Below are 2266 nucleotides of genomic sequence, written 5' to 3'. Positions count from 1 at the left end.
AGAAAGATGGTATAATCGGATGGGTTTTAAATGAAAAATTGAGAGAAGGCAAAATAGATAGAGAATAGTGATTAAAGACAGTAAATACTTCTCGTTCAGGAATAGACGATGATATAAAAAAAATATTCCTCTAAATGAGTATCTTTTACAATATGGTGGTCATATAGGGTATTATGTAAGAAAGTCTGAAAGAAACAAGGGATATGCAAAAGAAGAATTAAGACAAGCATTGATTTATTATAAAGATTTATTACATAGTAATAAATTTTTATTAACTTGTGATAACGATAATTTTGCTTCTCAGAAAACTATTTTATCAAAAGGAGGAAAAAAAGAAAATTAAGTATTAATTAAAGGAGAAAATCGTGTTATTGAACGATATTGGATAACCTTATAAATTGTAATTTATTGAAAGATTATATAAAGAGGAGAAAGAAAATGACTGAAATACAAATGTGGAATGAATATATTAAAATTAACATGAATGCTAAAGATTACGAGGCATGGTCATTTGGCGGAAATGCACCTGACATGCCAGATTTATTGGCTGAATTGGTATTAAAAGGGATTAAAACTGCAACAGCTAGTGCGTATCCTTGTTATGTTGCAGAAAATGCTCCATTGCCACCAGTTGGCGGATACAATTTGATATTAAATACAAAAGGAGAAGCTGTTTGTATCACAAAAACCATAAAAGTATATATTGTACCTTTTAACCAAGTGAAGGAGGAACATGCATATAAAGAAGGGGAGTTTGATCGTACACTTACATCTTGGAGAAAATGTCATTCTGAAATTTTCTCTATGGAGCTAAAAGAGATTGATCAAAAATTTACAGAAGATATGCTTGTTGTTTGTGAAGAATTTAAGGTTGTATACCCAATAATATTAGATAACTAGTGACTTTCAAATTCCTATTATTCATATACTCAGTAGGCTAAGAATAGGAAGCTAAAAAATGGACACATATCTAATGAGTGTATTAAATACCTTAGTTATATGAAGCTAGAGTAATAATTTGATCGAGTTTGGCTTTATCAGGTAATAAAATATAAAAAGTTTAGTTAGAGAATAGGTGATTAATATAAAGAATGATAATTACGGTGTTTTTTTTTCAGTGTTGTAATATTTGTAGGAATGTTTATTTATATAAATAAAAAAATGGAAAAGAATCAAACAGCGATTAATAAAAAACTTAGGTTTGGAATTATAGTTTCATCAATAGTAATGGCATTGCCGTTTATATTTATACCAGCTTCTGATTTTTTATCTAATGCATTACAGAGGTTATTTAAGTTAAATGATAAAATTATAACCATAGTAACAATTTTTATGACTTTTGCTCTTGGTACAGTTATTATGCCCTTTATCTATGTTCCAATTAATAAAGATAAATATTTAAAATTAAAGAATAAAAGATTAGAAAATTATAAAGGCTGGAAGTACTATATTTTATATAATCCAGCTACATCTATGTATAAAATGTTTAGATCACCTCCTTGGGCAAAGAGAATACCGAAAGTAACTGAATATATAAAGTGGAATAAAAGTATAGAAGATACGCCTCCATTAAAGATACAGATTGTATTACTCTTAGCAACTTACATAATTACTACAAGTGGATTATTTTTAGTGGGGTATCTTACAAGTTCACTTTACGTTGTATATACGAATCTGTATGTATTACCTTTTGGGATAATAACAGGGTTGTTCGGTCAGTTTATGTTTGGAATAGTAAATATGATAGAAAAACTAATATTAAAAGTTACTAAAAAAGAAATTAGGTATCTAGAAATATTAAATTTTTTATTATTTAATATTATTTATATTTTATTAGTGAGTATAAGTGTTTTTTTATATCATAAGGGTTTAACTATGTTGTAATTGCTAGACTCAAATGTAATAACTAGTTGGGAATACTTACATTATAAAAGGGGAAGTTCCTTTGACAAATGATTTATAAAAGGATGTAAGTTATGATAAAAAATAAAAGATATTAAGAAGAGGTTTCTAAAAATTATCCTAATGTTGTTAATATAAAAATATTTAGAGAAATGCTTGGTGGAATATCTGAACATGCTGCAAGGAGACTTATGCGAGAAAATAGGGTGAATTATTATTTTGTTTCATTGACATATATTATCCAAAAAGTTTGAATTATTGAGTATGTTCTTAGTGAGGATTATGAAGAGTATAAAGAAAAATTAAAAGTGCTCAATTGCAATAACAAATTGAACTAATTTCTATTTATGACTTAAACATTTGT

At 27.1% G+C, this 2266-nt stretch carries 3 protein-coding genes; all 3 read left to right on the top strand.

What is annotated here, in order from left to right; genetic code table 11:
- Positions 1-124: 124 nt before the first annotated feature.
- On the top strand, positions 125-343 hold the full coding sequence (locus CLOBL_RS27065) for a GNAT family N-acetyltransferase (protein WP_077861822.1): 219 nt from the start codon (positions 125-127) through the stop codon (positions 341-343).
- Positions 344-438: 95 nt separating this feature from the next.
- The gene (locus tag CLOBL_RS27060; protein WP_077861821.1) at positions 439-900 is read left to right on the top strand and encodes an ASCH domain-containing protein; all 462 of its coding nucleotides are present in this window, start codon (positions 439-441) and stop codon (positions 898-900) included.
- Positions 901-1137: 237 nt separating this feature from the next.
- On the top strand, positions 1138-1884 hold the full coding sequence (locus tag CLOBL_RS27055) for a hypothetical protein (protein ID WP_077861820.1): 747 nt from the start codon (positions 1138-1140) through the stop codon (positions 1882-1884).
- Positions 1885-2266 lie beyond the last annotated feature (382 nt).

It is taken from the genome of Clostridium sp. BL-8 (assembly GCF_002006495.1).
Taxonomy (GTDB): Bacteria; Bacillota; Clostridia; order Clostridiales; family Clostridiaceae; genus Clostridium.
Note: the sequence above shows the minus strand (reverse complement) of the source record. Positions and strands in the feature narration are given on the sequence as shown.

Bases quoted from the DNA above. Each gene is read 5' to 3' on its own strand.
- CLOBL_RS27060 (WP_077861821.1), top strand. From the start codon at position 439: ATGACTGAAATACAAATGTGGAATGAATATATTAAAATTAACATGAAT.
- CLOBL_RS27055 (WP_077861820.1), top strand. From the start codon at position 1,138: ATGTTTATTTATATAAATAAAAAAATGGAAAAGAATCAAACAGCGATT.